The following is a 25,817-nucleotide window of genomic DNA, read 5'->3' on the forward strand; positions in this document are numbered from 1 at the left end:
CGCTATAGGTGTTTCACTCGACGTTTCACTTCTTCTTGTTTACCAAAGTTAAACGGACGTGCGTCTGGACTACCTAAGTAACCACATACGCGGCGTGTTACCGACACTTTGGTAGAATCATGGTTTCCGCAACTCGGGCAAGTGAAACCTTTGCTGGTACATTCAAACTCACCCATGTAGCCGCATTCGTAACATTCATCGATCGGCGTGTTTGTTCCGTAATAGGGTACTCGGGTGTAGCTGTAATCCCAGACGTTCTCTAGCGCTTCAATGTTTCTCTGCATATTCGGAAACTCACCATAACAGATGAACCCACCGCTGGAGATTTCTGGGTAAGGCATCTCGAAGTCAATTTTGTCGTATGGGTTAACCTTCTTCTCTACATCCAAATGGAAGCTGTTTGTGTAATAGCCTTTGTCTGTCACTCCCTCTACTACGCCAAACTCTTTGGTATCAATACGGCAGAAACGGCTGCACAAGTTTTCACTCGGCGTCCCATACAGGCTGTAGCCGTACCCAGATTCTTCGCTCCAGCGGTTGACCGCTTCTTTAAGGTGTTTGATGATTGCGATTGCTTTATTACGTAACTCACTGTCATCGTATAGGTGAGTTTCTGCACCGAACAATGCATTGATCGTTTCATGTACGCCAATGTAGCCCAAAGAGATAGACGCACGACCATTCTTAAAAATATTCGCGATTGGCTCGTCCGCTTTTAGGCGAGTACCACACGCACCTTCCATATAGAGTATTGGAGCGACACGCGCTTTTACGTTTTCAAGGCGTGAGATACGTGTCTCTAGCGCACGACGGGCAATTTTTAGTTTTTCATCCAGTAACTCGTAGAATTTCGCTTCATCGCCACCTGCTCGAAGCGCAATCCTAGGCAAATTCAAGCTGACCACACCCAAGTTGTTACGACCTTCGTGAATAAGCTCGCCATTCTCTTCATAAGTGCTCAGGAAGCTACGACAACCCATTGGCGTTTTAAACGATCCTGTCACTTCAACCACTTTGTCGTAGTTCAGAATGTCTGGGTACATGCGTTTAGACGCGCACTCCAAGGCCAGTTTTTTAATGTCGTAGTTTGGATCGCCAGCTTTGTGATTTAAGCCATCTTTAATGCCAAAGACTAATTTAGGGAATACCGCAGTTTTGCTGTTCTTGCCCAATCCCGCAATTCGGTTTTTCAGTATGGATTGTTGAATCAGGCGAGATGCCCAAGTTGTCCCTAAACCAAAACCAAACGTTACAAACGGCGTTTGCCCATTAGCGGTGTGCAGTGTGTTTACCTCATATTCAAGCGACTGGAAGGCATCAAAGCACTCTTTCTCGGTGCGATTTCGAGCAAACCCTTCTGGATCGCGGATGTCCCACTCTTTGGCAACACTAAGATGTTTCTCATAGCTTGCCATTACGTAAGGCTGTAGCACTTCATCAATTCGGTTGATGGTGGTTCCACCATAAATGTGGCTTGCGACCTGTGCGATGATTTGGGCAGTGACGGCGGTGGCGGTAGAAATGGACTTAGGCGTGTCTATTTCTGCATTGCCCATCTTAAAGCCGTGCGTCAGCATGCCTTTTAAATCGATCAACATACAGTTAAACATTGGGAAAAAAGGTGCGTAGTCTAGATCGTGGTAATGGATGTCGCCGTGCTCATGAGCTTGAACAATATCTCGTGGAAGAATGTGAGTTTTAGCGTAGTGTTTCGCCACTATACCTGCGAGTAAATCACGCTGCGTCGGAATCACCTTCCCGTCTTTGTTGGCATTTTCGTTGATCAGATCAACGTTGCTTTCCTCAATCAACCCTTCGATTTCACGCGTAAGCACGCTCTGCTTCTCGCGTGCAATATCACGATCATGACGGTACTCAATGTACGAACGTGCAAGCGATTTAAATGGCCCTTGCATCAATTCATTTTCCACCAGCGTTTGGATTTCGGCGATATGGACTTCATCGTGATCTTTTAGCTGCAGTTCGACCGCTAAGGCGACATTAAGTGCATATATCGCGATCTCTTTATCGACATGTTCTGCAGCAGCTTCCACTGCGGATTGAATGCGATCTCTACTAAACGGAGCCCTTGAGCCGTCGCGCTTGATTACGATTGGTTTCACCTTCTCTCCTTACCCTTAGCATACTCACAGACTTATCCACAAAGACACTATATAGGGTCGATAATTTTAAATTAAGCACTATATATTGTGGCGTATTTAACGAGATGCGCTAACCGTGAGTATTGATATCGATCAATAAAAAACGTAGCTAGATTAAGATCAAATCGATCTTAGTGGCGCTGATCTCAGAGAAAATAAAAATTAAGAAAATTGTAATTTTGGCGGTTTTTCGCTTGCAATTTTTGAAGCGCTTATAGGATAAAGGAGTAACCAACACTTGTGAGTCTAGACGAATGAAAAGCCATAAAATTTACACAGCAATAGTCCAATTGTTCGTACTATTTGTCATTTACCCCTCTTTCGCGTTTGGGACAACATTCACCACGTGGAATATCGAATGGCTAAGTTCGACGCCGTCACAAAAATTTGAAGAGTCGCAGCGAAAACCAGATGATGTCGAAGCGCTCGCTCGTCATTTCCGACTGACGAACAGCGATGTGTTCGCCTTCCAGGAAGTGAATGACCTGAAAGCAATCCAAGCAGTCGTTGGCTCTGACTATCAAATTTTTCTTTCTGATCGCAGCAACATGTCATCACGAAAGAACCAGTTTGAGGACATAAACCAGTACACAGGTATTGCGATTAAAAAAGGCATTCCCGCTCTCGATCTGCCAGATCTTAAACTCGATAGCAGCCCAACAAGTAAGCTAAGGTTTGCAACCCACCTTGTTCTTTACCCTGATTCTAAAAATCCAATACATGTGCTGTCCCTGCACCTAAAATCTCGCTGCTCAGGCGCTTACAAAAACAATCGCCACTGCAAAACCTTAAAATCTCAAGGTGCTGAGATTAATCAGTGGTTACGTGAGCGAGAGGCCAATAAACAAACTTATGTTCTTCTGGGTGATTTTAACCATAACTTAAGTTACCAAAATGATTGGCTTTGGAAGCAAATGTCACATGGCACGGGCGCAGTACTGGCAACCAGAAATACGCCAGCAACATGCAAAGTGAGATCGAAACAACAACCTAATAAGCTGCATCAGTTTCGTTCACTCATCGACCATATTGTTGTGAGTAAAGAGATCGCCTATCACAGCGTACAACAAGTGACTTTTAAGCCCGATGACGTGTTTAAGTTTCATCTCAGCGATCACTGCCCTATTCAACTGACCGTTGAGTGAGTAGTTTAGTCGAAGGGTGGTTTGCTATTGAATCACCTCGTCTATTACTTGATAAACCAGCCTGTTTTCTTGGTACACGCTTTCCATCAAAGCGATTGAGTAAACACTGATTTGTCGAGGCTTAATGTGGATGTCTTTTAATTGAGGATTACCAGGCACACGACGGACAATGGTAATATGTGGAATGTAGGCTTTTGATTCAGTACTAAAGCCTTGCTCTATTAAGGCTGTGACGAGCTCTTTTTGTAGCCGTGTTAATGCACGGTTGTTTGCCATTCCCAGCCAAACCAACCGACTTCGCTTTTGCCGAAATGAGCCTAAATGGTCAATGCGTAAAGAGCCACAGCCTGATTTCAGTTGTCGCAAGATATCAATTAACGTTTGCTTTTGATTCTCTGTGCATTCACCAATAAAAGCCAGTGTGATATGCAAGTTCTGTTTAGGCGTAACGCGGCCGTCCATACCATGAACGCGTAATAGATTCTGGTAAGTCATCAAATCGCTTTTGGCTTTATTATCGAATGTCAGAGCAAAGAACAATCTCATGTGAACACCTCAGTCACAAACAGGTTCAAACGATGCCAGTTTTACCGTTATGTGTATGCATCCAGACTCTTGGGTGGATATTTTATGAAATAGCCCCGCAGCAATACGGGGCCATCTCTTAATAGCAATGGACCTAGTTCACTTTGGCCTCAAATCGCGCCTTCATCACCACATAATAAAGAACGGGAATCACTAACAGAGTTAACACTGTCGAGACAAAAATACCAAAAATCAAACTGATGGCTAATCCATTAAAGATTGGATCATCCAAGATAAACACCGCACCGATCATAGCCGCTAGCGCTGTCAGCATAATCGGTTTGGCTCGAACTGCGGCAGACTGAATCACGGCTTCACTAAACTCGACTCCCTGCGCCACTTGTTGGTTAATAAAATCCACTAAAAGTATTGAGTTCCGTACAATAATGCCCGCCAACGCAATCATCCCGATCATGGATGTCGCTGTAAACTGCGCACCAAGCAGAGCATGACCGGGCATAACACCGATGATAGTCAGCGGGATCGGGGCCATGATGATAAGAGGCACCAAGTAGGACTTAAACTGCGCTACTACTAGTAAGTAAATCAGAATCATGCCCACAGCGTAGGCGATACCCATATCTCTGAACGTTTCGTAGGTTATCGTCCACTCGCCGTCCCACAATACCGAAATACCCTCTAAGCCATCAGGCTGGTTGATGTAGTACTGCTCTAAGTTCATTTCGCTATCAAGCGTACTGCCGATGTTAAACATGCCATAGAGAGGGCTGTCTAACGAACCCGCCATATCACCCACTACCATCACCATTGGTACCATGTTTTTGTGTACGATATAGTCATCCATTCGAGTTTGACGGATTTGCACCAAGTCAGACAATGGGTAGATATTCCCGTTGATACTGCCTACTTTCATATTCAGTACTTGTTCCAGTCGCACTTTTGCTGTCTCGCTAGCTTGGATTTGGATAGGCACCGGATATTTATTGTGTTCGCTGTGCAGATAAGTGACAGGTTTGCCACCGACCGATGTCGCAAGCGCATCCACAATTGACGCGTAAGCGACTTGATAGTGTGATGCTTTACTGCGATCAATCACCACTTGCCACTTTTGATGGGTTTCAGGTAAGTACATATCCACATCAACGATGTCTTCCGTAGAACGGAATATTTCCCGTATCTGCCTCGCCGCTTGCTGGCGGATTTCTGGTGTTGGACCGTATACCTCTGCCAGAATTGGCGACCAAACTGGTGGCCCTGGGGGAACTTCCACCACTTTTACTTTACCGCCAAACTTTTCCGCAACTTGATTCAAAATTGGTCGTACGGCTGTCGCAATCTCGTGACTATCCCGATCTCGCTCTTTGCGGCCTGCCAGATTGACCTGTATATCACCCTGATTGGACTGGTTACGCATAAAGTAATGCCTAACTAATCCGTTAAAATTAATAGGCGCGGCCGTACCGGTATAGATCTGATAATCTGTGACTTCAGGTACGTCATTCAACTCACGACCTAGCTCAAACAACACTCGCTGAGTGCGTTCAAGCGCGGTGCCTTCTGGCATATCTAACACCACCTGAAATTCCGATTTATTATCAAAAGGCAGCATTTTTAATACAACAGCCTGGAAAACTGGCAACAAAACGGAACCCGCAATCAAAGCCAATATTGCCAATAACAACATAAAACGGTTTCGGCCCTGTGCTTTTGCCGTTACAAACGGTGACATAATACGATGAAAAATCGAACTAGAGGTCGAGCCTTCCTCATGAGCAGCAGGTTTCAAAAAATGGCGCGCTAACCAAGGTGACACGACAAATGCCACCACAAGAGAGATCATCATCCCCATAGAAGCGTTAATTGGGATTGGACTCATATAAGGTCCCATCAATCCACTCACAAATGCCATCGGTAACAAGGCTGCAATCACGGTGAACGTTGCCAAAATCGTCGGGCCACCGACTTCATCTACTGCGGCAGGAATCAACTCGTTAATGGCGGTTTTTCCTTTCGCCATATGACGGTGGATGTTTTCGACCACAACAATCGCATCATCGACCAAGATACCGATCGAGAAGATAAGCGCGAACAACGAGACTCGATTGAGTGTGAATCCCCACGCCCAAGAGGCAAACAAGGTGATCATCAAAGTTACCACGACAGCAAAGCCTACGATCAGTGCCTCTCGCCAGCCCATGGTGATGAGCACCAAAACCACCACTGCGGTTGTCGCAAACGCAAGCTTACCAATAAGCGTATTGCTCTTATCCGCTGCGGTTTTACCATAGTCACGGGTGATCTCGATGGCGACTCCCTGTGGGATCAGTTGATTCTCTAGTTCAACCAATCGGCTTTCGATAGCATTCGCCACGTTGACCGCGTTTTCGCCACTTTTCTTCGCGATCGCTATGGTGACTGCTGGGTATATACCCGATTTATCGCTTGTCCAAACATTGTGTGTAGGTGTGTCTGTACCTAATTTGACATCAGCGACATCTTCTAGATAAACCGGAGTATGGTTATGTAAACCCACGACAAGCTGCTTAACCTCTTCAACACGCGTCAAAAACTGGCCAATTTGTACCGGAAATTCCTGATTATCGTGCGTTAATCGCAACATAGGTGAGCTTGTATTGGCTGCGGGTAGATGCTGGTTGAGCTGATCCAGCGTAATACCAAAACTATTCATCTTCACAGGATCGAGTCGAACATCGACAATGGTGTTGTGTCCACCGATGGTATAGATGTCTCTGGTTCCTTTGATACGCTTGAGTTCCGTTTCAAGCCCATGAGCCACTTGCGTTAGTTGCTGCTGATCTAAACCACTTGTACGGTCCGAAAGCGTCACACTGACGATAGGGACATCTTCAATGCCTTTGGGCTTGATAATAGGCTCGCCCACCCCAACACCTTGCGGCATCCAGTCTTTGTTGGAATACAGCTTGTTGTAGAGTCTGACCACGGCGTCGTTTCGACTCACACCGACTTCGAAGATCGCAACAATCATCGCACCGTCAGGCTGAGAAAAAGAGTATATTTTATCAATCCCTTGGATTTCAGAGACAATCTGCTCTGCGGGATTGGTGACCAAACTTTCTACCTCTGCTGGTGATGCGCCAGGAAAAGGAATGTAAACATCCGCAAAGGTGACATCAATCTGGGGTTCTTCCTCTTTGGGCGTGATGATTACCGCAAATAACCCCATCAACAACCCAACAAGGGCAAGCAATGGCGTTATGGCTGAGTTCTGAAAGGCCGCTGCAACGCGACCCGAAATACCGAGTCGTTTATCCATCATTACTTCCCTTCTACAGCTAATGCGACACTCGAAATAACATCACCCTCTTCTAATCCCGAAAGCACCTCGACTGAGTCTCCGTATGTCTGCCCGAGTCGTACTGGATTGAGAACTTTGTTTTCTCCGTCTAAACGGTATACAGAGCTTAGCTCTCCTCGCCTAACGACAGCACTATTGGGAACAAGCAAAGTCATGCTTTCACCGTATCGAAACTCTGTTTTTACCCACATTCCTGGAAACAATGCGTCCATTTTTTCAGGGAGTTCCAAACGCATTTTGAACGTATGTGATTGCGGATCAGCGTAACTGTACAGGCTGTACTCTGTGGGTGAAATGCGCTGACCTTGAGGAGAAATAACGTCAAATTGTCCGACATTGTCGACATAGGTTTGATAGCGCTGAGGAATATCCGTTTCTACTCTTAGCATTTCCAATGAAAAGCCACTCAACAACGGAGTGCCGGGAGCCACTGTTTCTCCCAATTCAACATGGCGTTTCGTCACGATGCCGTCATAAGGTGCGGTGACACTGGTATAGCCGAGTGATTCTTTCGCTTGTGCTACTGACGCCTGCGCTGCTTTTACTCCTGCCGCTGTACTGCGGGCGCGAGCTTCAGCATTGTCCATTTGATCTCTAGAAATAGCGCCCCGAGGGAATAGCTGGCGATAACGAGCCACCTGAGCCTGCGCTTCTCGGTTTTGGGCAATTGCACTAGCTAATTGAGCTTGAGCTGCATCCAGAGAGGCTGATTGCTGCACCGCGCTAATTTCAAGTAGCACAGTGCCTTGTTTTACATAGTCATTCACATCAACATGCAAACCGACAACTTGACCAGAAGTTTGAGCGGCAACCGTACCTTGGTTCACTGGCTGGACAACACCATCCAAGTGGATAACCTGAGATATTTGCTCACTTTTTACTGTGAATTGCCCTTCTTTATCTTGCGCATTCACCTGACCTGATGCAGCCAAAGTGATTGCGATACTCCAAGTTAACCATTTCATTGCTGCCTCTCCCTTGTTGCTATTCCATTTTTAGCATAGTCTCTATGCGGTCTGAGTCTGTGATTCCCGGCCGTTTTTCAGACAAATCAATAGGTTTGTTGCGCCTAGACCCACCATCATGCTCGCAAAGAAAATCCAAACCCCAGAGTTCCCAAGCGCTAGGCTTGAAAGTGCAGGTCCTGGGCAAACCCCAGCCATTCCCCAACCTAAACCAAAGATTGCTGCTCCGCTCACCAGCCGAGCATCAATTTTTTTGTTTGTCGCTAAGCAGAACTCTTCCGCAACCACTGGCTTTTGCTTTGGCTTGATAAGCAAGAAGTAACTCGGCATGAACACCAGCAATGCACCACCCATCACAAACATTAAACTGGGATCCCATTTACCTGCTACGTCCAAAAAGCCTATAACCTTTGCTGGGTCTGCCATGCCTGAAATGATCATGCCAAGCCCAAATAAAAAACCTGAAAACAACGACGTTAAACAAAAGATAACTTTATCCATTTTTGACCAACCACGAATTAAATTAAGTGAAGACGAGCATAGACAGTGACAGCGGCAACAAACATAAAAATACACGTTGCAACCATTGAGCGCTTGGACAGACGCCCGATACCACATATTCCGTGTCCGCTAGTACATCCGTTACCTAAACGCGTACCCACCCCAACTAATAAACCCGCAATGGCTAACATTGCTGTGCTGCTGGAGTAGACTTGCGGCACATCACTTGAGAACCCCCATACCCCGATAACGCCACCAGCGACCATTCCAATGGCAAAAAGCAAACGCCATGCAAAGTCGCGAGTTTTTGGCGTCATCAATCCTGTCAAAATTCCACTAATGCCCGCTACTTTGCCATTTACCAACAACATTAACGTTGCCGATATACCCAACAAAATGCCTCCTGCCAACGATTCCCAAGGAACAGTAAACGTCATATAAACCTCATAGAATTAAAAATAATTAGCCACAAAAAGTGGTCTGTAAATTTTGAATAAGTTGAATAACACGAGGGTCATTCAATGAATAAAATACCTGCTGTGATTCTTTACGGGACTTAATCAGCCCATGTTTACGCATCACCGTCAGATGCTGAGAAAACGCAGACTGACTCAGCGTAGAAGCACTTTGTAGCGCACCTACCCCAACTTCTCCCTGAGTAAGCTGGCATAGCACCATAAGCCTTTCTGGGTGCGCCATCACTTTGAGTAGCTCGGCGGCTTCTACCGCGTTTTTCTGCATCTCTGCCAGATTCACTGTTTGATCGCTCATGATTTACCTCTAGCAACACATCTATATTAGATAATACTGAACAACATTGATTAGTCAATTCTAATTTAGATATTTTAAATTTAGACAAATTAACATTAGACAAAACTAATTTAGAGAACTATAGTCTTATCCAACAGAGGAAATCGATTCGTAAGGAGAACGATTATGACTTTAGAAAATGCTGTTCGAGTTTTTGCTGGAGTAATGGTTTTACTGTCTGTGATATTGACGGTCACCGTTCATAGTGGTTTTGTATGGCTTACTGTGTTCATTGGCGCTAATTTGATCCAAAGTGCATTTACAGGCATATGCCCTGCGGCCTTTATCCTTAAAAAGCTAGGCTTTCATTAACGGAGTTTCAAATGACTAGAATTCTTATTGTTGGTGGTGTTGCTGGCGGCGCGTCAGCTGCTGCACGTGCTCGCCGTCTTAGCGAAGATGCGGAAATCATCATGTTTGAGCGAGGCCCCTTCGTATCTTTTGCTAACTGCGGCTTGCCTTACCATATCGGTGGTGACATTCAAGAACGCAGTAAATTATTGCTTCAAACACCAGAAAGCTTCCTAGCGCGTTTCAATGTTGATGTTCGTGTGATGAACGAAGTGGTAAGTATCGATCGCAGCACCAAATCCGTTACCGTCAGGAATCTGATCGACAATAGTGAATACACAGAAAGCTACGATTTTCTGTTACTGAGTCCGGGGGCCGGCCCAGTCGTTCCACCCATCCCAGGCATTGATAACCCGTTAACTCATTCCTTGCGTAACATCCCGGATATGGATCGAATTATCCAAACGATCCAAATGAACAAACCTGAACACGCAACGGTTATCGGTGGCGGCTTTATTGGTCTGGAAATGATGGAAGCCTTCCACCAGCTTGGCATCAAAACCACCCTAGTCGAAATGGCAGACCAAGTGATGACGCCTGTAGATAGAGAAATGGCAGGCATCGCACACGCCGAGATCCGCGAAAAAGGGATAGATTTGAAGCTGGGGGTTGCACTACAAGCGGTCGAGTATGCCCCGAACGAGCATATCGCGAGTTTTGGCTCTGGTGAAAGTGAAGAGCACCAGCACATAGAAGGTGAACTGAACTTAACCCTTAATAACGGTGAAACCCTCACAACCGATATCCTCATTATGGCAATTGGTGTCCGTCCTGAAACCAAACTCGCCTCTGAAGCTGGTTTAGAGATTGGTCAGTTAGGTGGTATCTGGACCAATGAAATGATGCAAACCAGCGACCCATTCATTTATGCGGTGGGGGATGCCGTTGAAGAAAAAGACTTCGTGACAGGATCACAAACATTAGTGCCACTCGCAGGCCCTGCAAACCGTCAAGGTCGTATGGCGGCAGACAACATGCTTGGCCGCAATGAAACTTACCAAGGTACACAAGGTACAGCGATTTGTAAGATATTTGACCTTGCGGTCGCGTCCACAGGTAAGAATGAGAAACAACTGAAACGCGATGGCATTGAGTACGAAAAAGTATACGTACACACAGCAAGCCATGCGAGCTACTACCCTGGCGCTGAAGTGGTGTCATTCAAAATGCTGTTTGACCCGAAATCTGGCAAGATTTTAGGGGCCCAAGCGGTTGGTAAAGACGGCATCGACAAGCGCATTGATGTTATGGCAGTAGCACAACGTGCGGGTATGACTGTTGAGCAGCTACAGCACCTTGAACTGACCTATGCGCCACCTTACGGCAGCGCGAAAGACGTGATAAACCAAGCGGCCTTTGTCGCAAGTAACATTATCAAAGGCGATGCAAAAGCAATCCACTATGATGAAATTTGCAACTTAACGGAAGACCAGATTCTATTGGATGTTCGCAACCCGGGTGAGCTTCAAGCGGTAGGCTGTTTGGAAGGTGCGATCAATATCCCAGTTGATCAGCTACGCCATCGAATGAACGAACTGCCGAAGGACAAAGAGATCGTGATTTATTGTCAAGTTGGGTTACGAGGTAACGTTGCGTATCGTCAGCTTGTTAACAATGGATACAAAGCGCGTAATCTTATCGGTGGTTATCGTACCTACCTTCATGCAAAAATGTAATCACTGTTAAAAGCACTGTCAAAACATTGATAGCCAGCAAAACTATTGCTGGCTATTTGTCCCATTTTTCTTGTTACCCGAGATACTGCCTCGTTTGTTTACCCTAAAGGGTGGAAAAACCTATTTTGCGCCTGTGTCATCTGTTTGAGCTAAGATTAAATGGGCAAACCAGAGCACCGCCGTAGAAGCTTATGCAATGTGACCAAAAGAACACCTGCCTATGCCAAACGATGGAATCCGAGATTGCATATAACGATTGTCAAATGTGTGTAGATGCCTTAGTTGAAGATACAAAAAACCTAGTCAGGAACGCCATCGAACATAACAACACCATCACGCTAGATTAGTTACAAACTTAGAACAAGGATATAAATTATGACGCACATACTTCCACAAGACGCTGCTGTAGATGTACTAGAGTCTGTATTTGGTATAGGCGAGATAGAACCAATGAATAACCCCCTAACTATTCGCTTCTCTCCTAAATCAACAACAACGGGATTGGACATACAAGTTCTCTCATTTACCATCGACCCTCATGGCCACTGCGTTAAATCCGATATCCTTGCTGAATACCAACAAAAAACTGTCGAAAAAGAAATGGACAGCGCCAATTTTGAGTTAGATCTTAAAAACAAACGGCTTATGTTTTTTAACACCCCAATCACTAGCTTTGCCGATTTCACAGCGGTTTATATCGAGCAGCTAATAAATACCTAAACTTCACACCATCACATTGACGCACGCCTGCCCGACGGTAAAGGTCGCGTTTTTTACTGGGATGGTGCGAATCATTCAGACTGTATACTTACTTATTATCTGAAAGCAGGTTTAGAATGAAAGCTTGTCCAGTATGCACCGCTCAAATCACACCAACCTAATCTCTACTCTCTCTTTGCCTTTACCTACGTTTTTGCGCTTTAACGCAATCTGGCCAACTTCTTTGGTGCGTTTTAAATGCGTGCCGCCACACGATACTTGAGCAAAGCCTTCGACTTTCCAGTATCGTCGTTCTTCGGGTTCATCTGAGAAAGCACTTTCGATAACAGAATCCGAGTCTAGTAATGCTTGGGCTTCGCGCTGAATCTCTGGAAGTATCGCCCCTATATTTTCAGGCCATTCGAAATCAATTCGGCTTTTATCTTCAGAAATATGCGCGCCAACTTTGTGAATACCATTAAAACGTTGGGTAAACAGTTCTAACACCACTTCTGCTGCGAAATGCAATTTCATCAGCGCATAACGTCTCGACCAGTCTATTTCTGTCAGCACTTCATCCCCAACATTGAGCTCGGATGCCGACTCCAAGGAATATACGATCCGCGTACCCGACTTATGGGCTTTAACCACAGGTACACCTGCAATCGTACCTTTGTCACTCTCTTGTCCGCCGGATTCTGCGTAAAAAATCGTTTGAGATAACTCAATGTCATCCCCTGATATTTGAGTCACGATGGATTTTAGCTGCGTTTTGTAAGGGTCAATCCAGAATACCTTTTCTGTCATTTTTGCTTCCTATGCACATGAATTTGAAGTAACTCGAAATAGCCTGTCGAGTATGAGAACTTTTAACATTACATGATGGAAAGAGGCATACAGTCTGACAATTTTTCTTTTTATTCAAGACCATAGTCGTCCTCTTCCTGTTAGCTTTGTTGCGTCAGCAATGCGCTACGTAATCACGTAGTCGTCAGTAAGCTAACTTAAGGATAAATCATGAAACGAAAGATAAACCTACCTTTATTCGGTTTAAGTGCGATCGCGGCACTTAGCCCATTACAAGCCAATGCTCATGGTTGGGTTGAATTCCCAAGCGCACGTCAAAATACCTGTTATCTGGATGGCGGATTTTGGACAGACCAGATCCCGAACCAAGCGTGTAAAGCGGCGCACGAAATCTCTGGCGCTTTCCCATTCATTCAACGTAGTGAAATCGCAGCAAACGTGCCAAACTATCGCGATATGGCACACGTTCAAGCCGTTGTGCCTGATGGCGAGCTATGTTCTGCTGGCGACGCTGCGAAAAAAGGGTTAAACGTCCCGTCACCGCATTGGCAGCGCACAAACATCACGCTAGATGAAAACAACCAAATTGAGTTAGTGTTCTTTGGACACGCTCCACACAACCCATCTTACTGGGAGTTTTACCTCACCAAACCAAGCTATGACCCAACAAAGCCTTTAACTTGGGATGATTTAGAGCTCATTGATACGGCAGGTAACATCTTCGTTGACTCTGAAAAACGTTACAGAACCAAGGTGACGTTCCCAGCGGATCGTTCCGGTGACGCCATTCTATACACCCGCTGGCAGCGCAATGATGTGGTAGGTGAAGGTTTCTATAACTGTAGTGACATTACCCTTTCAGGCTCTGGCACAACAACACCGACCGAACCAGTAACACCAACTGAGCCAGGCAATAACCTCTCTGCACTTGGCTACTTTGTACAGCAAGGATTCGGGCCTGTCGCCTCTGGTGATACCATTCGCTTCCGTACCTTTGATGCCACAGGTTCAGAGATTGTTGATTTGTCTCTGCCAATCACCGCAACCAACACCACAACTTGGGCTGCGGAAATCGCAGATATGTTTAACTCTCAACAAACTGGCGATTGGTACGTGGGTTTCTGGCATCAAGAGATGGATCACTACATGTTCGATGCCAAAAACATTTACTCTAACCAAGTGTTAGCGCCAAATGAGTCGTTCAGTTACGCGTTATCACACATCAAAGCCGAAATACCAAAACCAACAGAACCAACCAACCTTTGGGATAAGGGTTCTGTCTACAACAAGGGCGATACTGTGACGCACAATGGTCAAGAATGGACAGCTCAGTGGTGGACACGAGGCGAAGAACCACGTACCGCGGGTCAATGGGGAGTTTGGCGCTAATATTTAGTCACTTAGTTTAGCGACTCAACCACTTGATTACACCGACTTAAGCCCTTCTAACTCAATAGAAGGGCTTCTTCTTTTAATTTGACCATTCAAATATACGTTCGACTAACACAAACAAAGATGAACCTGTTAAAAAATGAGCAATCAAACATTAACCACAATTTAATCCAATATAAGAAACCAAATTAATATCGTTAAATTATATACCTGAATTAACTGAATTTAATTACCCCTAAAATATTTAAACGTTGTTTAATTTAATAATTGTTAATAATTTAATTTCAGACACTTGGTTTTATTGATCAGTCAGATCATATAAAATTCAGCTCCAACACTAAAAACTTAAATGGAATTTAATTAAAAACAATAAAAATCAATTAATTACAAAGAACAAAAACACAGACATCATAACGCCAACTCACTATTAATCCATGAGATGCATATCTCTTAACTCTATAATTAGAATGGATTTCATCTAGGTGAATAACGAATGTGCGTTATATAAAAACATTCGAAAAACAAGAAAATTAATAATTTAAAATGAAAACAATCATTGCACTGGTACTTTCGGCGTCGGTGATCTTTGCCGTGCCATCTTATTCTAAAGACTCAATTACAAAGCAGGAAGGATTAGTTACATTTCAACTTGTTGAAAACACGTATAAAGATGCAAAACTTGATGGTGTTGTGGATTACCAATTATTCAACCGAGCGTATATTGCTTATAAGAATACACCCGGAAAGAAAAAACCATTATTAACCATCATAGACTACAGTAAGCCCTCGACAGAAAAACGTTTTTATGTCGTAGACTTAAATAAGAAGAAGTTAGTTTTCAATACTTACGTTGCGCACGGTGTAAATAGTGGCCAAAAAGTAGCGACACAGTTTTCGAACATCATCAACTCTCGTAAGACATCGCTTGGGACATTTTTGACGGATTCTACCTACTACGGTTCGAACGGCTATTCCCTTCGATTAGACGGCCTAACCGCAGGTGTTAATGATAAGGCAAGACAGCGCTACATCGTTATTCATGGTGCCAACTATGCGAATGAGTCATTCATACGAAAACACGGATATCTTGGCCGAAGCTGGGGATGCCCTGCACTACCGAAAACCTTGTCTCGTAAGATCATTGATACCATCAAAGGTGGCAGCGTAATCTATGCAAGTGCATAGCTCGCACTTACCGCTCATTTGTAGATACTTCCATGATAAAAAAACGGCCGATAATCACTATCAGCCGTTTTTTTTATTTGTTTACTTACTCATTTATTCACTCGTTACAAGCGAGATTTCATCCGATGTTGATTTTTCCAACTTGATCGCGATGAACTTCGATGTTGGTGTAAACGTTCTGTCCCCGTAGCTATCGAGTGGCACAAGAGGGTTAGTTTCTGGATAATAAGCGGCGGCTTGACCAGCTGGCACGTCATACGCAACCAGCGTAAAACCGCTTACTTTACGTTCGATACCGTCTTCCCACATTGACACCATGTCGACTTTGTCTCCCGGTTCAAATCCGAGCTTTCTAATATCGGCTTCGTTGATGAACAGCACCTCTCTCATGCCAAACACCCCACGATAACGGTCGTTTAAGCCGTACAGCGTAGTATTGTACTGGTCATGTGAGCGCATCGTCTGAAGTATGAGATCCGGCTTTTCGCCCTTTTCCAAAATCGCTTCGCTAATCAGCTGCTTAGGCAACGGACTTGCACCGAACTGAGCTTTACCACTTGGTGTGTTCCATGTACGCTGCGCGGCTGGGTTAACCAGATGGAATCCGCCCGGATTTTTCAGCTTTTCATTGAAATTAGTAAACCCTGGGATGGTGTCTGCAATCAAATCACGAATACGATCATAATCTTCAATCGCCCAATTCCAATCTATTGGATGCGTACCAAGCGTAGCATTCGCTATACCCGCGATAATCGCAGGCTCTGAACGCAGAGACTCCGAGCGTGGCTTAAGTTGACCATATGAAATGTGCACCATGCTAAAGGTGTCTTCTACCGTCACCCCTTGCGGGCCATTTGCCTGAGTATCGACCTCTGTGCGCCCCAAACACGGAAGTATCAACGCATCTTTACCAGTCACTAAATGCGAGCGGTTCAGCTTAGTAGAAATGTGCACGGTTAAATCACAATTTTTCATCGCCTTGTGCGTGCGTTCTGTGTCTGGCGTTGCTTGAGCAAAATTACCGCCTAAGCCGATAAAGACCTTGGACTGAAGCTCTTCCATTGCTTTAATCGCTTGCACAGTGTTATGACCAACACCTCTTGGAACCTCGAAGTTAAAGCGACGTTCAATGCTATCCAACAACATATCTGATGGCTTTTCATCGATCCCCATCGTGCGGTCGCCCTGAACGTTGCTGTGTCCACGTACAGGTGACAGTCCCGCGCCTGGCTTTCCGACGTTACCTCGTAACATCTGCACATTGGCGACTTCTTTTATTGTCGGTACTGAGTGGCGGTGCTGTGTCAGTCCCATAGCCCAACAGGTGATTACTCTTTCCGCACGTCGATACATACTTGCGACCATTTCGATCTCACTGAGTTCTAAGCCAGATTGCTCAGTGATATGCTCCCATGTCGTCGCATCGACTTCCGCAAGATATTCATCAACACCAGTTGTATGCTCGCTCAAGAACTCGCGATCAAATACTGCCTTTCCATTGGTCGCGATCGCTTCACGCTCCCACTGAAGTAGGAACTTGGCGATCCCCCTAAATACTGCCATATCCCCCCCCAGAGATGGGCGTATATAGGCGGTGTTAGTCGGGGCAGAACCGTTACTCAGCATTTCAACCGGCAATTGCGGATTCTGAAAGCGCTCCAATCCACGTTCTTTTAGAGGGTTAATGCAGATAACCTGCGCGCCACGTTTTACCGCTTCACGAAGAGGCTCAAGCATGCGCGGATGGTTTGTTCCCGGATTTTGGCCAATAACAAAAATGGCGTCTGCTTTCTCGAAATCATCGAAAATGACCGTGCCTTTACCTACTCCGATGGTATCTTTCATGCCAATTGCGCTCGCTTCATGGCACATATTTGAACAATCAGGGAAGTTGTTTGTACCAAATGCGCGCACAAATAACTGGTACAAAAATGCAGCTTCGTTACTCGCACGGCCAGAGGTGTAGAACTCAGCTTGGTGAGGAGATTCAAGTTGGTTAAGGTGCAGTGCAATTAACTCAAAAGCATCCTCCCAATTGATGGGAACATAGTGATCGGTTTTAGCATCGTACCTCATTGGATGAGTGATGCGGCCCTGATACTCCAGCCAATAATCCGTCTGCTTCAACATAGAAGTGACACTGTGATGAGAAAAGAACTCAGGATCGACGAGTCGTTTAGTCGCTTCCCAGTTGACCGCTTTAGCGCCATTTTCACAGAAGTTAACTTTTCCGCTTTCAGGCGATTCTCCCCACGCACAGCCGGGGCAATCAAAGCCACCGTTTTGGTTGGTTTTCAGCATGGTACGAATGTTCTTAACGGCATTCTCGCTACCCCACCAGCTTTTAGTGACCGCTTTTAATGCTCCCCAACCACCCGCAGGACCTTTATATGCTTTTATTTGTTCTTTTTGGCTCACGACTTTACTCCTCAAGAATAGGAACGTCAGAAGACAGGCTGACCCGAGGCAACAAGCGCGTTATAAAGATAATGCGTAAGTAATGAAAGGGCGTTAACGCAGTGGAAACTGATACCTGCCGACTATTTATAGATTTTGATTTGCATCCAGCGATGTCTCGCTTTGATCTAAATCAAAGATTATGCCGTTATCAAATATGAGTCCAATTGATATCCCTGACCGCATGATAGACAAAATCTATCACTCGCTGATTTATTTGATGGGCATCACATTTACAATCAATTTTATTGATGGCACTTCTCAATCATACGCCCACTGGCCAGTCCAACTTAAAGAGAATGCCCGTAGCGACAGGTTAAATCGTAATAGATTACATCTATCACACTATAGATACTTTAGATTTGACCCCTACCTTCATCAGGAATAACCTTGATTTAGATCAATTTTAAGTGCTGTTTTGCCATGACTTGGATGTTTTGAATCCAATGATCAACTAAAAAAGCGGAGCACTTTACTTATGCGTGCACGAGCGTCGACAAAAAGGTGAAACCTCTCCCTATGGATATTAAACAGCTCAAATATTTGATTGCATTAGAACAGACCAAACACTTTGGCCAAGCAGCGGCATTATGCCATATCACCCAGCCTACGCTCTCTATGAGAATACGCAGCTTGGAAGAAGAACTCGACCTTGAATTAATACAAAGAAGTCAAAGATTTGAAGGATTTACAGAAGCCGGCGAAAGAATATTGGCTTGGGCGAAAACGGTATTAGCCGCTCACGATGGGTTACAGGCGGAAGCAGCCAATTGTCGAGGGCAGCTTGTCGGTTCTTTAAGGCTTGGTATGGTACCGCTAGCAAGCCAAAACCCTATGCAATTGCTAAAACCCCTTGCTGAGCGTTTCCCGGAGTTACGGTTTCAAGTACTTTCGATGACATCTGAACAGATCATAGACCAGCTCAATCGTAATCAGCTGGATTTAGGCATGTGCTACGTTGACCAAGTCAACACCGCCTATTTCGACGTGATAGAGCTCAACGCCACCAAACTTGGCGTGTTGTTCGATGAACGACATTTTGATTTTGCAGAGTCAGAAATTATGTGGGAGTCACTCAACACGATACCGCTTGGACTCTTATCAAAAGGCATGCATTACCGCCACTCCATTGACCTCAGTTTTGTCAGTAAAGGACTGGTTCCACAAACCGTCATTGAGAGCAACTCGACGTTCCATTTAATTCAAGCGGTAACGAGTGGGTTATGCTGCGCGATTATGCCACTCAACTGTGGTCTTGAGGAATTAAACGACACGCTCCGTATTGTTCCGATTGAAGAAGCCGTTGTTCACGCGCCTTTGGGGTTACTAAAACGAAAACAAGAACCGTTTTCTGCCCTGACAGACCAATGCTTCTTAGAAGCTAAAAACATATTTAATCAATAATACGCGCTAGCGAGTAATCATGCCCTGTAAGGCTTGTGAGGTGAATTCATGAGATGTACAACTCAACCCTATATTGAACCAGAAAACTTCAATCAAGAACCACCTCAGCCAAGTGAGTATAACTATCGCGAATTAACCGATGGGCAACCTTTGCACTGCACACCGCTTGCCAGTGAATCGCCACTCGCCATTAGTTACAATGGTATTAGTCAAGCCGTGATGATGGTCACTCCGGGTCATTTAGAAGACTTTGTGAAAGGGTTTAGCTTAAGTACCGGTATTGTCCATGATTTTAAAGAGATCAAAGGCATCGAAATTGGCGGTAACAGCGAATCCCACTATGCTGACGTTGAAATTAACAATCGTGCATTTTGGGCACTAAAAACCCAGCGACGAAATCTGGCGGGAACCACAGGCTGTGGTATTTGTGGCGTTGAAGCTCTGGAGCAAGCGCTGCCCGATCTAGAGCCGCTGACTCCAACACTTCCTCCTCGCGTGTTCGTATTTGAAGGGCTAAGGGAAAAAATAGCCGAGCAACAAGAGGCTGCAAAAGAGTCGGGCGCACTGCACGCGGCTCTATTTGCCAACCTACAAGGGGATATTGTGGCGTGCCGTGAAGACATAGGACGACACAACGCGTTAGATAAACTTATTGGGGCATTGGCGAATAACCACATTGCTCCTGAAAGTGGATTTGCGATCATGACCAGCCGTTGTAGCTTAGAACTCATTCACAAAGCTGTGCGTGCTCGCATTCCCACTTTAGTCTGCTTATCCGCTCCAACCGCGTTGACCGTTGAATGGGCGAGAAAGAACCACTTAAACCTTATCCATCTACCCAAAAATGGGGCACCGAGACTGTACAGCCCTGCCCCTTAATCGGTTTAAGCCGTCAGTTTTTGAGCTTTGTAGGTATTCAGACCAAATAGCAATATGACGGCGATAACAAATGGAAGCACGTAGATATTCATTGATTCCCATCCGATTGTAGACTCTAACCAGCCTGACAAAAGCGCGGTAATGGTCACACAACTGAATACAAAGAACTCATTAAAAGCCTGAGCTTTCGATTTGTTATGTGCTTCATAGGATTGACTAAACAAGCCTGTTGCGGCAATGAACATAAAGTTCCAGCCTACACCAAGTAGGATAAGTGCGGTTGAAAAGTGCCAAATAGACTGGCCATGTATGTTCACCAGCACACACAACACAAATAACACGCCACCAAGCAAAATCATTTGCCTTGCTCCGAATCGCTCAATCAACTTACCGGTAAAGAAAGCAGGAACAAACATGCCTAGCACATGCCATTCAATGACACCCGCCGCTTTATGAAAGTCAAAACCACACCCTATCATTGCCAATGGTGTTGCAGTCATCAGAATGTTCATGACCGCATAAGAAACCATTGCCGCAAACACGGCCATCATAAAATTCGGAGCAGAAACAATGTCTCTTAGCGAGTCCGCTTTGGGCGCATCTTGGTGGTGAACTACGTCTGGGAAGCGAATGGTCTGGAGAAGGAGCAATGCGCAGATATTTAAGACGATAAGCGCCATAAATGCACCGACATAAAGACCGTCTGGAGACCATTGCTGAGAATAGATGGCCAAATTCGGTCCAAGCATCGCCGCGAGTACGCCTCCTGCCATGGAAATAGAAATCGCACGGTGTCTTGCATCCTCATCGCACACCTCAATCGCAGCAAAACGGTAAAGCGTACCAAAACCAATGCCAACACCAAGTAGCAAAGTACCCAAACAAAACAAGAAAAAGGCTTCGGTCGCTAACGCATAAGTCGCAATACTGGCCCCGGTGATACCAACAATGTTGCCAATGCTAAACCCTTTTCTTCGCCCTAATCTTCCCATAATAAGGGACGCCGGAATAGTTGCTGCCATCAAACCAAGAAACTGCACCGCAACTGGCAAGGTAATCATGCTTTCGCTCGGTGCGAGCGTTTTCCCCACTAAACCAATCACTGATATTAGAAGGATGTTCCCTGTCATCAATAATGCTTGGCAAATAGAGAGCAACCAGACGTTTCGATTCATTTCAACGCCTCGCGGATAGCCGCTTCCACATGCAACTGAGCGGTATCAAATAGTGCGACGTCCGTATCTTCCTGTTGAATGAGCATTCCGATCTCTGTACAACCTAGAATTACCCCTTGAGCGCCATTCTCCACAAGATCGTCGATGATGGCTCTGTAGTCTTGCTTTGAAGTTTGGTTGATCTTACCCAAACAGAGTTCATCATAGATAACATCGTGAACCAAGCGTCGCTGAACACCATTTGGCACAATGACTTCAATACCAAATTTATCGGTTAAACGCTGTTTGTAAAACGCTTGCTCCATTGTAAAGGCCGTTCCCAGTAAGCCAATCTTAGAAATCCCCTGCTCAACTAATTTTTGGCCAGTTGCGTCTACGATATGAATCAGAGGAATGTTGACGGCTTCTTCGACCTGATCCGCGACAATATGCATGGTGTTCGCCGCAATGAGTAACAAATCTGCACCCGCTTTTTCAAGCGATTTGGCGGCATCACACAAAATGGTGGCTGCTTCGTCCCATCTTCCTAACCGTTGCAGCACTTCGATTTCCGCAAAGTCTATGCTATTGATGATCACCTTAGCTGAGTGAAAACCGCCTTCTATATGCTTAACCGCCTTATTTAGTTCTTGGTAATAGGTAACCGTCGATTCCCAACTCATACCACCGATGATTCCGATCGTTTTCATACCATGTCCTTACTCATCCATAACTGATTATCAATTAAGCAAATCTAGATGTAATTTGCAAACGCTACTCATTATCTAACTTGTCAGTATTTCGCCTTCCAAAAACAAAAAAAGCCCCAAAAAATTGGGGCAATATTTCCTAGGGAGGAAGAAGACCGTTTAAACTTGTTCTTCTTTCACTGGCTGCTCGACTTCAATCGGTAGCACTTGTTTCACATAACTACCTGGCGCTGGTGCAAGCACTGGGAATTCATCATTACCAACGCTAAACGGCTCTACCTGCTCTGCAGGGTTAAAGCCTTGTAGCCATTGATTCCAATGTGTCCACCAAGAGCCTTCAGTATGCTGCGCATTTGCTAGCCACTCGTCGGCATTTTCGTCTAGCGATTCGTTCACCCAGTAACCGTATTTGCCTTTTGCTGGATGGTTAACGATACCAGCAATATGACCAGATTCACCAAGTACGAACGTTTTATTACCACCTACTTTCAGTGCGCCACGATAAGTGCCTTGCCATAGTGCAATGTGGTCTTCCTTAGCTGAAACAAAGTAGCTAGGCACTTTGATCTTATCTAAGTCGATCCATACACCACCAACTTTCACGCCTTTATCTTCAATTAATTTATTCTGAAGATAGAGTTCACGTAGCATAAAGTTGTGGCAAGCCGCCGATACGTTTGTACTGTCGCTGTTCCAGTACAGCAGATCGAAGTCCACTGGGCTGTTACCTTTTAGGTAATTATCAACGTAGTAGTTCCAGTACAAGCTGTTTTCACGTAGCAAGCTGAAGGTAACGCTCAACGAACGGCCGTCCATGTAACCTTTGGCATCGTTTTGCAGCGTAATTGCATCAATAATAGTGTCATTAATGTATGCACCCACTTCGCCTGGCTGAGAAAAGTCCAGTAACGTTGTAAAGAAGGTTGCGCTCTTAATACGCTTTTTCATTCGCTTAGCAGCATAGTAAGCGATCGTACTCGCGAGAACAGTACCACCAATGCAGTAACCTGCAGCGTTTATCTGGTCTTTCCCTGTGATCGACTCAATCGCCGCGACAGCTTTTACGACACCTTCTGTCACGTAGTCGCCAAACTCTACATTTCGCTGCTCTACGCCTGGGTTGCGCCACGAGATCATAAATACAGAATGACCTTGTTCAAGCAACCAACGAACCATAGAGTTCTTTTCTCGTAGATCGAGAATGTAGTACTTATTGATAAATGGCGGAACAATCAGTAATGGAACTGCATTGACTTTTTCAGTCATCGGACGATATTGAATCAGTTCGAACAGTTCGTTCTGATACACCACATCACCCGCTGTATTTGCAATATCTTCACCAACACGGAAAGCGTTGTTGTTTGTCATACGGATCTTAAGGATATCGGCGCTTGACTCAATATCTTCGCGTAGCTGATCCATACCCGCTAACAGGTTTTGCCCATTCTGCTCTATCGTTAGCTTAAGCAGCTCTGGGTTAGTTGCGATAAAGTTACTTGGAGAAAGCGCGTTGATTGCCTGACGTGAGAAGAAACTGAGGCGTTCTTTGCTCTTTTCATCCAAGCCTTCAATACTATCAATCGTTTGTAGATACGTTTGGCTAAACAATAAATAGGATTGCTTAATGAAATTGTAAAAGACGTCTTGCTGCCACTCTTGATTTGAGAAACGCTTATCACCACGCTCAGGCTCAACAACCCCTTCCGGGTTACTCGCGAGCGTTACGTTTTGCCAAATCTCAAGTTGCTTCTGCCACCACTCCATTTGGATCTGCAGCATCATTGTTGGTTGATTTGCTGCACTTTCAATAAGTTTTGCAGTATCTTCCAAATTGATTTCTTGCATCGCCTTGTTGAGAGGTGAGTTTACGGCTGCCCTGTTTATTTCGAAATTTTCCCACCACTTTTGATTGGATTCTTGGAGCTTCACAAGGTAGTCCGAAAAGAAGTGTTGATACATAGCATTACTCCTAAAATCGGAAAAAAGCCGCCTTGCGGCGGCATTAAGAACAGTGTTAAGCCGGATTCACTGTTTTAAGGTTTTCCGAAGTCAGTTGCTCGATGTCATCTTTAAACTCTTTAGCGATAGACTGAAGCTTGTTGCTGTCGTCAACCATTTGCTGAGATAGCTTTGAAAGAACGTTCAGTTGCTGGCCGTTGAATGCAGTTAGTGACGTCACATCTTTGATTTCACTTGCTGCTTTCATTTGTGCTAGACCCAATTCGCTGTATGTGCGAACTGCATTTAGCTGAAGCTCAGTGATAACTTCTAAATTCTTAGTAACAAGTTTGTTGAACTTCACGTACGGTGCCATAGTTTTTTCAGTTTGATCTGAGAACGTTTTGAAAAAGTCTGTATACATTGGTAGTACTCCTAGGTTAATTCCATTTAAAATGGCCAATTCGTTTAACTTGCCTAAATTTATTAAGCAATAGATTTAATAACAACTGCAGTTCCCATGCCGCCGCCCACACAAAGTGATGCCACGCCATATTTACCGTTAGAACGATTAAGTTCGTGGATAAGTGAAACCAGAATTCGGTTGCCTGATGCACCCAGTGGGTGACCTAATGCAATTGCACCGCCGTTCACGTTGGCTTTGTCTTGAATAGACTCTACCGAGACATTGTGCTCGTCAGCCAAAGAATGGATAACACCCAGCGCCTGCGCTGCAAATGCTTCATTCAATTCGTATACGTCGATATCACCAGTGGTTAGCTCTGCTTTATCTAGTGCGCGCGTCACTGCTTCAACAGGACCAAGGCCCATGATTTCAGGCGCAAGACCAGACTGAGCGTAGCTAACGATTTCCGCTAGTGGTTCTAAACCGTACTGCTCTACTGCTGACTCGCTCGCGACGATGATAGCACTTGCGCCATCGTTGATACCTGACGCATTACCTGCTGTCACTGTGCCTTCGCGATCAAATGCTGGGCGCAGTTTTTGAAGTCCGCTTAGTGATGCATTCGCTTTTGGATATTCATCCGTGTCGAATACGATCGTTTCTCTACGCTGTTGCACTTCAACCGGAACAATCTCGTCTTTAAACTTGCCTGCTTCGATTGCAGCAACCGCTTTCATTTGGCTAGACAGTGCGTACTCGTCTTGCTGCTCACGTGAAATACCTACCTGACGTGCTACATTCTCAGCAGTCACACCCATGTGGTATTGATTAAACACGTCTGTCAAACCATCATTGATTAACAGATCTGTCAAATTCATGTTGCCCATCTTGTGGCCATCACGAACTGAACTAGGTACAGTGAATGGAATTTGAGACATCACTTCAACACCCGCAGCAACAACAACCGAAGCGTCGCCTGAACGAATGTGGCTCACTGCATCCATCACAGTTTTCATGCCGCTACCACACACCATATTCAGTGTGTAAGCCGGTACTGTGTCAGGAATGCCAGCATAGATTGATGCTTGACGGCCAATGCTCATACCCTGTGCTGCGCCAACTACGTTACCAACGATAACTTCATCCACTAGCTCTGGGTTTACTTTGCTCTGCTCCAATGCCGCTTTAATCGCAACCGCACCAAGATTACCTGCAGAGATACCTTTCAGTGTTCCACCGAATGCGCCGATAGGTGTACGCTTCGCTGCTACAATAAATACTTTTTCCATGATC

The 25,817-nt window shown here is 45.1% G+C and carries 22 protein-coding genes; 8 read left to right on the forward strand and 14 right to left on the reverse strand.

Annotated features, from left to right (window positions below):
• Nucleotides 1-2: 2 nt before the first annotated feature.
• Complete coding sequence (nrdD, locus tag NP165_RS13720; RefSeq protein ID WP_257086293.1) at nt 3-2,123, reverse strand: anaerobic ribonucleoside-triphosphate reductase; 2,121 nt, start codon at nt 2,121-2,123, stop codon at nt 3-5.
• Nucleotides 2,124-2,416: 293 nt separating this feature from the next.
• On the opposite strand from nrdD, the gene NP165_RS13725 reads away from it, so the two are divergent.
• A complete protein-coding gene (locus NP165_RS13725; RefSeq protein ID WP_371133748.1) occupies nt 2,417-3,307 on the forward strand; it encodes an endonuclease/exonuclease/phosphatase family protein in 891 nt (296 codons plus the stop codon).
• Between the two features lie 24 nt (nt 3,308-3,331).
• Here the strand turns inward: NP165_RS13725 and thpR are convergent, their stop codons facing one another.
• From thpR to NP165_RS13755, 6 genes are all read right to left on the reverse strand, one after another.
• On the reverse strand, nt 3,332-3,853 hold the full coding sequence (gene thpR, locus NP165_RS13730) for an RNA 2',3'-cyclic phosphodiesterase (RefSeq protein ID WP_257086294.1): 522 nt from the start codon (nt 3,851-3,853) through the stop codon (nt 3,332-3,334).
• 133 nt (nt 3,854-3,986) lie between these two features.
• A complete protein-coding gene (locus NP165_RS13735; RefSeq protein ID WP_257086877.1) occupies nt 3,987-7,148 on the reverse strand; it encodes an efflux RND transporter permease subunit in 3,162 nt (1,053 codons plus the stop codon).
• Nucleotides 7,149-7,150: 2 nt separating this feature from the next.
• Nucleotides 7,151-8,155: an efflux RND transporter periplasmic adaptor subunit gene (locus tag NP165_RS13740; protein WP_257086295.1), complete on the reverse strand. Its 1,005-nt coding sequence runs from the start codon at nt 8,153-8,155 to the stop codon at nt 7,151-7,153.
• 42 nt (nt 8,156-8,197) lie between these two features.
• Nucleotides 8,198-8,656, reverse strand: a complete 459-nt coding sequence (locus NP165_RS13745; protein ID WP_257086296.1) for a YeeE/YedE family protein — start codon at nt 8,654-8,656, stop codon at nt 8,198-8,200.
• Between the two features lie 17 nt (nt 8,657-8,673).
• On the reverse strand, nt 8,674-9,093 hold the full coding sequence (locus NP165_RS13750) for a YeeE/YedE family protein (RefSeq protein WP_257086297.1): 420 nt from the start codon (nt 9,091-9,093) through the stop codon (nt 8,674-8,676).
• Nucleotides 9,094-9,118: 25 nt separating this feature from the next.
• On the reverse strand, nt 9,119-9,427 hold the full coding sequence (locus NP165_RS13755; RefSeq protein ID WP_257086298.1) for an ArsR/SmtB family transcription factor: 309 nt from the start codon (nt 9,425-9,427) through the stop codon (nt 9,119-9,121).
• Nucleotides 9,428-9,592: 165 nt separating this feature from the next.
• On the opposite strand from NP165_RS13755, the gene NP165_RS13760 reads away from it, so the two are divergent.
• The 3 genes from NP165_RS13760 (at nt 9,593) to NP165_RS13770 (ending at nt 12,213) form a co-directional block, all read left to right on the forward strand.
• Nucleotides 9,593-9,778, forward strand: a complete 186-nt coding sequence (locus NP165_RS13760) for a YgaP family membrane protein (RefSeq protein ID WP_257086299.1) — start codon at nt 9,593-9,595, stop codon at nt 9,776-9,778.
• A gap of 11 nt (nt 9,779-9,789) precedes the next feature.
• The gene (locus NP165_RS13765; protein ID WP_257086300.1) at nt 9,790-11,493 is read left to right on the forward strand and encodes an FAD-dependent oxidoreductase; all 1,704 of its coding nucleotides are present in this window, start codon (nt 9,790-9,792) and stop codon (nt 11,491-11,493) included.
• Between the two features lie 375 nt (nt 11,494-11,868).
• Nucleotides 11,869-12,213: a hypothetical protein gene (locus NP165_RS13770; RefSeq protein ID WP_257086301.1), complete on the forward strand. Its 345-nt coding sequence runs from the start codon at nt 11,869-11,871 to the stop codon at nt 12,211-12,213.
• A gap of 147 nt (nt 12,214-12,360) precedes the next feature.
• Here NP165_RS13770 and NP165_RS13775 read toward each other — a convergent pair whose 3' ends face one another.
• Nucleotides 12,361-12,999 (reverse strand): alanine--tRNA ligase-related protein, encoded by a 639-nt coding sequence (locus tag NP165_RS13775; RefSeq protein ID WP_257086302.1) that lies wholly within the window; start codon nt 12,997-12,999, stop codon nt 12,361-12,363.
• Between the two features lie 210 nt (nt 13,000-13,209).
• Between NP165_RS13775 and NP165_RS13780 the strand changes: the two genes are divergently transcribed.
• Together NP165_RS13780 and NP165_RS13785 are read left to right on the forward strand one after the other, a co-directional pair.
• Nucleotides 13,210-14,388 carry a lytic polysaccharide monooxygenase gene (locus tag NP165_RS13780; protein ID WP_257086303.1) on the forward strand — a complete coding sequence of 393 codons (1,179 nt, stop codon included), beginning with the start codon at nt 13,210-13,212 and terminating at the stop codon, nt 14,386-14,388.
• Nucleotides 14,389-14,934: 546 nt separating this feature from the next.
• Nucleotides 14,935-15,576: a murein L,D-transpeptidase catalytic domain family protein gene (locus NP165_RS13785; RefSeq protein WP_257086304.1), complete on the forward strand. Its 642-nt coding sequence runs from the start codon at nt 14,935-14,937 to the stop codon at nt 15,574-15,576.
• A 93-nt stretch (nt 15,577-15,669) separates the two neighbouring features.
• Here the strand turns inward: NP165_RS13785 and NP165_RS13790 are convergent, their stop codons facing one another.
• Entirely contained in the window at nt 15,670-17,994 is a 2,325-nt protein-coding gene (locus tag NP165_RS13790) for an FdhF/YdeP family oxidoreductase (protein WP_257086305.1), read from the reverse strand.
• 558 nt (nt 17,995-18,552) lie between these two features.
• Here NP165_RS13790 and NP165_RS13795 point away from each other — a divergent pair.
• Both NP165_RS13795 and fdhD read left to right on the forward strand, forming a co-directional pair.
• Nucleotides 18,553-19,437 (forward strand): LysR family global transcriptional regulator AcsS, encoded by an 885-nt coding sequence (locus NP165_RS13795; RefSeq protein WP_257086306.1) that lies wholly within the window; start codon nt 18,553-18,555, stop codon nt 19,435-19,437.
• A gap of 48 nt (nt 19,438-19,485) precedes the next feature.
• Nucleotides 19,486-20,316 (forward strand): formate dehydrogenase accessory sulfurtransferase FdhD, encoded by an 831-nt coding sequence (gene fdhD / locus NP165_RS13800; protein ID WP_257086307.1) that lies wholly within the window; start codon nt 19,486-19,488, stop codon nt 20,314-20,316.
• Nucleotides 20,317-20,321: 5 nt separating this feature from the next.
• Here fdhD and NP165_RS13805 read toward each other — a convergent pair whose 3' ends face one another.
• The 5 genes from NP165_RS13805 to NP165_RS13825 all read right to left on the reverse strand — a co-directional run bounded on the left by NP165_RS13805 (nt 20,322) and on the right by NP165_RS13825 (nt 25,813).
• Complete coding sequence (locus tag NP165_RS13805; protein ID WP_257086308.1) at nt 20,322-21,491, reverse strand: MFS transporter; 1,170 nt, start codon at nt 21,489-21,491, stop codon at nt 20,322-20,324.
• Nucleotides 21,488-22,180 (reverse strand): aspartate/glutamate racemase family protein, encoded by a 693-nt coding sequence (locus NP165_RS13810; RefSeq protein WP_257086309.1) that lies wholly within the window; start codon nt 22,178-22,180, stop codon nt 21,488-21,490. Before NP165_RS13810 ends, NP165_RS13805 begins: the two co-directional genes overlap by 4 nt.
• Nucleotides 22,181-22,339: 159 nt before the next feature.
• On the reverse strand, nt 22,340-24,139 hold the full coding sequence (gene phaC / locus NP165_RS13815) for a class I poly(R)-hydroxyalkanoic acid synthase (RefSeq protein ID WP_257086310.1): 1,800 nt from the start codon (nt 24,137-24,139) through the stop codon (nt 22,340-22,342).
• 55 nt (nt 24,140-24,194) lie between these two features.
• A complete protein-coding gene (locus tag NP165_RS13820) occupies nt 24,195-24,542 on the reverse strand; it encodes a phasin family protein (RefSeq protein WP_257086311.1) in 348 nt (115 codons plus the stop codon).
• Nucleotides 24,543-24,604: 62 nt separating this feature from the next.
• Nucleotides 24,605-25,813 (reverse strand): acetyl-CoA C-acetyltransferase, encoded by a 1,209-nt coding sequence (locus tag NP165_RS13825; protein WP_257086312.1) that lies wholly within the window; start codon nt 25,811-25,813, stop codon nt 24,605-24,607.
• Nucleotides 25,814-25,817 lie beyond the last annotated feature (4 nt).

It is taken from the genome of Vibrio japonicus, assembly GCF_024582835.1.
Taxonomy (GTDB): Bacteria; Pseudomonadota; Gammaproteobacteria; order Enterobacterales; family Vibrionaceae; genus Vibrio; species Vibrio japonicus.

What these genes read in the sequence shown, in the direction of transcription:
- phaC (WP_257086310.1), bottom strand. Translation starts at nt 24,139, where the DNA reads ATGTATCAACACTTCTTTTCGGACTACCTTGTGAAGCTCCAAGAATCC.
- NP165_RS13780 (WP_257086303.1), top strand. Translation starts at nt 13,210, where the DNA reads ATGAAACGAAAGATAAACCTACCTTTATTCGGTTTAAGTGCGATCGCG.
- fdhD (WP_257086307.1), top strand. Translation starts at nt 19,486, where the DNA reads ATGAGATGTACAACTCAACCCTATATTGAACCAGAAAACTTCAATCAA.
- NP165_RS13775 (WP_257086302.1), bottom strand. Translation starts at nt 12,999, where the DNA reads ATGACAGAAAAGGTATTCTGGATTGACCCTTACAAAACGCAGCTAAAA.
- NP165_RS13795 (WP_257086306.1), top strand. Translation starts at nt 18,553, where the DNA reads ATGGATATTAAACAGCTCAAATATTTGATTGCATTAGAACAGACCAAA.
- NP165_RS13785 (WP_257086304.1), top strand. Translation starts at nt 14,935, where the DNA reads ATGAAAACAATCATTGCACTGGTACTTTCGGCGTCGGTGATCTTTGCC.
- NP165_RS13760 (WP_257086299.1), top strand. Translation starts at nt 9,593, where the DNA reads ATGACTTTAGAAAATGCTGTTCGAGTTTTTGCTGGAGTAATGGTTTTA.
- NP165_RS13735 (WP_257086877.1), bottom strand. Translation starts at nt 7,148, where the DNA reads ATGGATAAACGACTCGGTATTTCGGGTCGCGTTGCAGCGGCCTTTCAG.
- NP165_RS13755 (WP_257086298.1), bottom strand. Translation starts at nt 9,427, where the DNA reads ATGAGCGATCAAACAGTGAATCTGGCAGAGATGCAGAAAAACGCGGTA.
- NP165_RS13825 (WP_257086312.1), bottom strand. Translation starts at nt 25,813, where the DNA reads ATGGAAAAAGTATTTATTGTAGCAGCGAAGCGTACACCTATCGGCGCA.
- NP165_RS13740 (WP_257086295.1), bottom strand. Translation starts at nt 8,155, where the DNA reads ATGAAATGGTTAACTTGGAGTATCGCAATCACTTTGGCTGCATCAGGT.
- NP165_RS13810 (WP_257086309.1), bottom strand. Translation starts at nt 22,180, where the DNA reads ATGAAAACGATCGGAATCATCGGTGGTATGAGTTGGGAATCGACGGTT.
- NP165_RS13805 (WP_257086308.1), bottom strand. Translation starts at nt 21,491, where the DNA reads ATGAATCGAAACGTCTGGTTGCTCTCTATTTGCCAAGCATTATTGATG.
- NP165_RS13820 (WP_257086311.1), bottom strand. Translation starts at nt 24,542, where the DNA reads ATGTATACAGACTTTTTCAAAACGTTCTCAGATCAAACTGAAAAAACT.
- thpR (WP_257086294.1), bottom strand. Translation starts at nt 3,853, where the DNA reads ATGAGATTGTTCTTTGCTCTGACATTCGATAATAAAGCCAAAAGCGAT.
- NP165_RS13745 (WP_257086296.1), bottom strand. Translation starts at nt 8,656, where the DNA reads ATGGATAAAGTTATCTTTTGTTTAACGTCGTTGTTTTCAGGTTTTTTA.
- NP165_RS13770 (WP_257086301.1), top strand. Translation starts at nt 11,869, where the DNA reads ATGACGCACATACTTCCACAAGACGCTGCTGTAGATGTACTAGAGTCT.
- NP165_RS13725 (WP_371133748.1), top strand. Translation starts at nt 2,417, where the DNA reads ATGAAAAGCCATAAAATTTACACAGCAATAGTCCAATTGTTCGTACTA.
- NP165_RS13750 (WP_257086297.1), bottom strand. Translation starts at nt 9,093, where the DNA reads ATGACGTTTACTGTTCCTTGGGAATCGTTGGCAGGAGGCATTTTGTTG.
- NP165_RS13765 (WP_257086300.1), top strand. Translation starts at nt 9,790, where the DNA reads ATGACTAGAATTCTTATTGTTGGTGGTGTTGCTGGCGGCGCGTCAGCT.